Origin of the sequence: Rhodohalobacter sp. (assembly GCF_041686455.1) — a bacterium.
Taxonomy (GTDB): domain Bacteria; phylum Bacteroidota; class Rhodothermia; order Balneolales; family Balneolaceae; genus Rhodohalobacter.
Genome location: NZ_JAWLDW010000096.1, coordinates 1 through 5,728 on the forward strand (window position 1 = coordinate 1; position 5,728 = coordinate 5,728).

General features: G+C 45.3%; 4 protein-coding genes and 1 riboswitch. All 4 genes read right to left on the reverse strand.

Annotation, left to right across the window (positions count from 1 at the left end; genetic code table 11):
* A partial coding sequence (metX, locus tag ACESM0_RS10525; protein WP_372906171.1) for a homoserine O-acetyltransferase MetX occupies positions 1-990 on the reverse strand: 990 nt, incomplete at its 3' end.
* 35 nt (positions 991-1,025) lie between these two features.
* Positions 1,026-2,366 carry an O-acetylhomoserine aminocarboxypropyltransferase/cysteine synthase family protein gene (locus tag ACESM0_RS10530; protein ID WP_372906172.1) on the reverse strand — a complete coding sequence of 447 codons (1,341 nt, stop codon included), beginning with the start codon at positions 2,364-2,366 and terminating at the stop codon, positions 1,026-1,028.
* Between the two features lie 128 nt (positions 2,367-2,494).
* A riboswitch (SAM riboswitch) is annotated at positions 2,495-2,626 on the reverse strand.
* 267 nt (positions 2,627-2,893) lie between these two features.
* Complete coding sequence (locus ACESM0_RS10535) at positions 2,894-4,735, reverse strand: Xaa-Pro dipeptidyl-peptidase (protein ID WP_372906173.1); 1,842 nt, start codon at positions 4,733-4,735, stop codon at positions 2,894-2,896.
* 99 nt (positions 4,736-4,834) lie between these two features.
* Complete coding sequence (gene era / locus ACESM0_RS10540; RefSeq protein WP_372906174.1) at positions 4,835-5,716, reverse strand: GTPase Era; 882 nt, start codon at positions 5,714-5,716, stop codon at positions 4,835-4,837.
* Positions 5,717-5,728: the final 12 nt, after the last annotated feature.

A 5,728-nucleotide genomic window follows, 5' to 3' on the forward strand; every position in this document is an offset into this window, starting at 1 on the left:
TTCAAATTCAATAAGGAATCCATCGTGACCTGCCGTGGAGTTGATCTCGGCATACCGTCCGAGGGGTAAAAATTCAGAAAGTTCCTTTTGTTCAGAAACCGGATAGAGGTGATCTGATTTGATTCCAATCACTTGAACAGGGATCTCTATTCGGTTCAGGATAAATTCATAGTCATCCCGGCCTCGGGCAATGTCGTGTGAGTCCATAGCCTTTGTCAGAGTGATGTAGGTATGGGCATCCATTCGTTTGGCCAGTTTTTCTCCCTGATAGTTGAGATAAGATTCGATCTGAAATTGACCATCCTCGTTCTGAAGTTTACGCCCGAACTTCCGGTTATAGTCTTCCGGCGCACGATAAGTGATCATTGCCATCATCCGGGCTGCAGCAACACCTTTAGAAGGACCGTTGTTATGTTCGTAATTGCCATTTTTCCATTTCGGATCGTTTGTAATAGCAGCTCTTTGGGCATGACTGATTCCTATTGCCCAAGGAGTATGAGCTTTCCCCATGGCGATCAGTACAGCTGAACGAACACGGCGATCCATGATGATGAATTCCAGCGCTTGCATTCCGCCCATAGAACCGCCGATTACGAGTTCAATTCCGGTAATACCAAGTTGGTCCAGCAGGTGCTGTTGAAATCGAACCATATCCCGAATGGATAGCTCAGGGAAATCATTTCTGTAGGCCTTCCCGGTATCCGGATTGATGGACTGAGGACCTACTGAGCCGTAACAGCTGCCCGGTACATTAATACAGATGATAAAATGCTTATCCGGATCGCAGACATTACCTTCTCCAAAGATCCCCGGAAACCACTCATCAGCTGCGGCGTGCCCCGTAAGAGCGTGAAAAATCACAATGACGTTATCACGTTTGGTATTAAGGTTACCCCACGTTTTGTAAGCAACCGATGCATGTTCAAAACGGAAACCGGACTCCGTGACAAACGGTTTTTCCAGTTCCGTAATTTTGATTCCTTGGTTCATTGCAGTTTCAGTAAATGATTATTCATGATTAAATTTTACTCAACTACAGTTGTTTTCTGATTGATTTTAGTAAAAGCCTGTTCGAAATCACCAATGATATCATCGATGTGTTCAATGCCTACGGAAACACGAATCAAATCTTTTTTAACTCCGCCGGCTTCCTGCTCACTCTCACTCAACTGTTGGTGTGTGGTTGAGGATGGATGTATAACCAAGGTTTTGGCGTCGCCCACATTTGCCAGATGGCTTGACAGCTCCACACTTTCAATGAACGATCTTGCAGCATCGTAGCCTCCTTTCACACCAAATGTGAGTACGGCTCCAAATCGTCCGTTTCTGAGATATTTCTTCCCATTTTCATGATGCGGGTGATCCGGCAGTCCGGTATAGTTTACCCATGATACAGCGTCCTGCTTCTGTAACCACTCGGCTAATTTCTGTGCGTTGGTTGTGTGACGCTCCGCGCGCAATGAGAGTGTTTCCAATCCCTGAAGGAGCAGAAAACTGTTAAAGGGTGATTGTGCTGCCCCGATATCGCGAAGACCTTCTACACGGGCACGAATGGCAAAAGCGATGTTACCGAACGGACCGTCTTCTCCAAATACTTCCCAGAATTTTAGTCCATGATAGCCAGGTGCCGGTTCGGTGAAAAGAGGGTAGCGTCCATTTCCCCAATCAAAATTTCCTGCATCCACGATGACGCCTCCGACACTGGTTCCATGGCCGCCAATCCACTTCGTGGCTGACTCCACTACAATGTTTGCTCCGTGGTCGATCGGGCGGGCAATGGCTCCGCCGGCTCCGAATGTATTGTCTACAATCAGAGCGACACCGTGTTTTTTGGCTACGGCTGAAATTCCATCAAAATCGGGCACATTTCCGCGTGGATTCCCAATACTCTCCAGGTAAATCGCCTTAGTGTTTTCGTCGATGAGAGATTCAAACTCTGCGGGCTCATCATTTTCAGAGAACTTCACATCAATCCCGAGACGAGGGAGCGTAACCTTAAATTGATTGTAGGTCCCGCCATAGAGATTTTGAGTAGCTACAATATTGTCTCCTGCCTGAGCCAGGGTTGTGATGGCTAAAAACTGAGCCGACTGGCCGGATGCCGTAGCAACAGCAGCTGCTCCGCCTTCGAGAGCCGCAATTCGTTTCTCAAACACATCCGTGGTTGGATTCATAATCCGAGTATAGATATTGCCAAATTCCTTCAGCCCGAAAAGGTCTGCGGCGTGATCGGTATTGTCGAACTGATAAGATGTAGTTTGATAGATCGGAACGGCCCGCGATCCCGTTGTGGGATCGGGTTCCTGTCCGGCATGAAGCTGAAGAGTTTCGAATCGGTAGTTTTTGGATTGTCCGTTGCTGCTCATGGTTCTGTTTGATTTAGTTTGTGAGATATTTTGAAATCATGAAATTAAAAAGCCTCTTCCGAAAATCCTGTGGGAAAGATTTTCAGAAGAGGCTTAAACAGAACCTGTAGTTTCTACAGGGGGCCGGCTTCTTATCTTTCCCAATTCTGATTTTAGTAAACCAAAACGGGCAGGATTTAGCACCTAACCCTCCCGAATAAAATCGAGAGGCGGTTGCTAAGGTTTCACAGGGCCTATCCCTCCACCTTTCTTGATAAGACTCAGTTTGAAAAAGAACGATGTTCAGTTACCTGAACGATAAAAGCCCTGCTGCTTCCAGAGGGCTTTTAAAAATTTCTTAATGAAAATTTACCCTCTGCACTATGTGTGATTTCGCATACACATGGTGCAGATTATAAAAGTTACGTTATGTCGGTTTGTAATTTTCATTGCTTTTAAGATAGAACGGTCTCTAAAGAAAATGCAAATATTTTTTTACAAGTGATCAAAAATCAGAATTTCATTGAATAATCACAGGGTTGAACTATTTAATTTATTTCAGAAAATGCGTCCGCGTTATTTACTAACGGCAGTGTAAATGATGTTCTGTCGAGATCAATAGTTAACTCCGTACCCGGTTGTGGCCAAAGGGTATACTCTTTATCACTGGAGAAAATCATCAAGCCTATTTTTTGACCTGCAGGGATGATTTGATCATCCGGCTGAAGGTCAAATTCCACAGTGTAAAATTTACCGGGCACGAGCGGTTCACTGTCGGTCAGCGAGCTGTGATTCTGAGGGCTTGCCCAACCTCTTGTTATGATATTATCGGTAATTTGAGAGCCGCGTCCCTCATTCCAGGGGAGGGATACAATCCAAACGGTGAGATTGGCAGCGGGTTTGCTGCTTGCCAACGTTACAGATACCGAAGGCTGGCCTGAGATATGTACTGAATCTGAAAGTTCCGGAGTAGTATATATCAAGCGATGGTCAGTCCACTCCGCCTGTGCCAGTGCAGAGCCGGTAAAGGAGTAGTTATCAACCAACGTTTCTGTTCCCTGATTTGATCTTTTATTCAAACTTAATCCTCCTCGCTGAGGTGCACCGGAAGTTGGATAAAAGGTTACAGGGGATGCCTTCGGGTGAGGGAAATCTTCATATGCAGTAGGGTTTTCCCGGTCATCATCCTCGCGTACAATCCAGGCTCTTTCCAGTTCCTCTACACCGTTTTCAATTTCAAAAAGATAGCGTGTAAACCATTTGTTCATCAGCTCGTGCGGAGGTTCGCCTCCATGACCTCCCTGATGGTAGTAGACCATGGCAGGAACTCCCATCTCTTGGAGCTGTTTGTACGCCTCAAAAGTGTGTTCCGGCATCACGTTCCAGTCGTTGAATGCATGTGCCATTAAAGTTGCAGCTTTGTAGTTGTCCATCTTATTGAGGTAGTTACGGTCTTCCCAAAAATCATTGTAGTCTCCCGTTTTACGGTCCAGCCCTTCAGCCATAATTTCATCTCGTACCGTACGGTTGTTATACTCTCGTTTTGATTCATCTCCGCTGTGAATAAAGTCATATAAAACATCAACATCTTCACCTAGATATCCGCCGGGTGATCGTACCAATCCGTTCGAGCGGTAATACTTATAGAAGGAGGTTACAGGGGCAACCGGAATAACTGCTTTAAGTCCGTCCACTCCCGTAGTTGCGGCCGCAAAGGGTAAAAATCCGTTGTATGAGGTTCCAGTCATACCCACATTACCGTTTGTCCAAAATGCCTCTACTTGCTCATCTCCTTCACGAGTAGTATATCCTTTCGCTTTCCCATTCACCCACTCAATAACTGCTTTCGAAGCTAAGGCTTCATTCTCTCCTCCAACTGATGGAGAACCATCAGACAGGCCGGTTCCGGGTGATGTTGAGTGGACGACTATAAAACCACGGGGAACCCAGGTGGAGATGTGCGAATTGGATATTATTGGGCGTTCTCCTATTCTTCGAACTTCAGGGCCCGGTTTTCGGGTTGGAGGGTCTTCGCCAAGTTCCTGTTCTACATTCCAGAAAAAATCGTATGGCGGTCTGGCCGTTCCTGCATAGTACGGACTCGTTTCATAGATAACGGGCAGCTTCAAGTCACCGTTTTCTGTTTGAGCCGGGCGTGTAACGGCTACATGCATACGATCCAATTCACCATCTCCGTCTGTATCAAACTCCGTTTCCACCCACAAATCCTGGCGAATCCACTCATCGGAGTCGCTGAACTCTTCTATGGTCTGGGCTTGTCCATCTTCAATTACAGGAACAGTGAGAGATGACTGCTGAGCTGCTGCAGATATAGTGACAAAAGTGATGAGGATCAGGCAGTGAAAAAAGGAATTAGCAAATATCTTCATAAAAGGGTGGACATTTAGTTCTTGTTGTGCTGAAATGTAGAGCAAAAAGATGTAACGATTTATAATACCGGATAAATATGAGCTTGTCTGAGATAATTGTCAATATCCCATATTTCGAACCCAATTCTCCTTTTCCCTCCATTTTTCCCGAACTTTTATGTGAAGGTCCAGGTATACTTTTTTACCAATAAAGTCCTCAATAGCTTCCCGTGATTTGATGCCCAGTTCTTTAATCGCAGCTCCTTTTTTACCGATTAAAATTCCTTTTTGAGACTTTCTGTTCACGATGATGTCTGCACTTATCCGGTCTATATCTTCATCTGCCTCGTAACTTATTACATCCACAGTACAGGAGTAGGGGATCTCTTCCTGAAATTGAAGAAAAACCTGCTCGCGAATAAGTTCTGATACAAAGAATCGCACCGGGTGTTCGCTTAAGTCCTCTTTAGGGTAGTAGGGTGGGCCCGGAATAAGCTGGGTTCGAACCGACTCCAGTAACTCTTTAACTCCATTTCCCTGAAGAGCTGATACATAGTGTATCTCCTTAAGTCGTAATTTCACTTTTAAATCTTCCACTTTTGCTTCTGCCCTGGAACGACTCGCCTGATCCATCTTATTTACAACCAGAAAAATTGGCTTGTTAATACTTCTTAAAAGCTCAATCACTTCATGTGTGGGGAATTTATCGGTTGGGTCAAAAATGAACAGAATCACATCAGCATCGGCGCGGGCTCTTTCAACCGTATTCATCATCGCACGCTGCAGCTCATATTTTGGAGAGATCACGCCGGGCGTATCCAGAAAGATAATCTGTGTATTATCATCCGAATAGATACCAACCACCTGGTGTCTCGTGGTCTGAGGTTTGTGTGTAGTAATGGATATCTTCGTGCCCAGAATATGATTCATTAGCGTAGACTTGCCCGCATTCGGTTTCCCAATGAGAGCTACATATCCTGACTTATGTGGTTGATCAGTCAAATTAATTTATTT

Coding starts and splice junctions, on each gene's coding strand:
- ACESM0_RS10535 (WP_372906173.1), bottom strand. CDS start 4,735: ATGAAGATATTTGCTAATTCCTTTTTTCACTGCCTGATCCTCATCACT.
- ACESM0_RS10530 (WP_372906172.1), bottom strand. CDS start 2,366: ATGAGCAGCAACGGACAATCCAAAAACTACCGATTCGAAACTCTTCAG.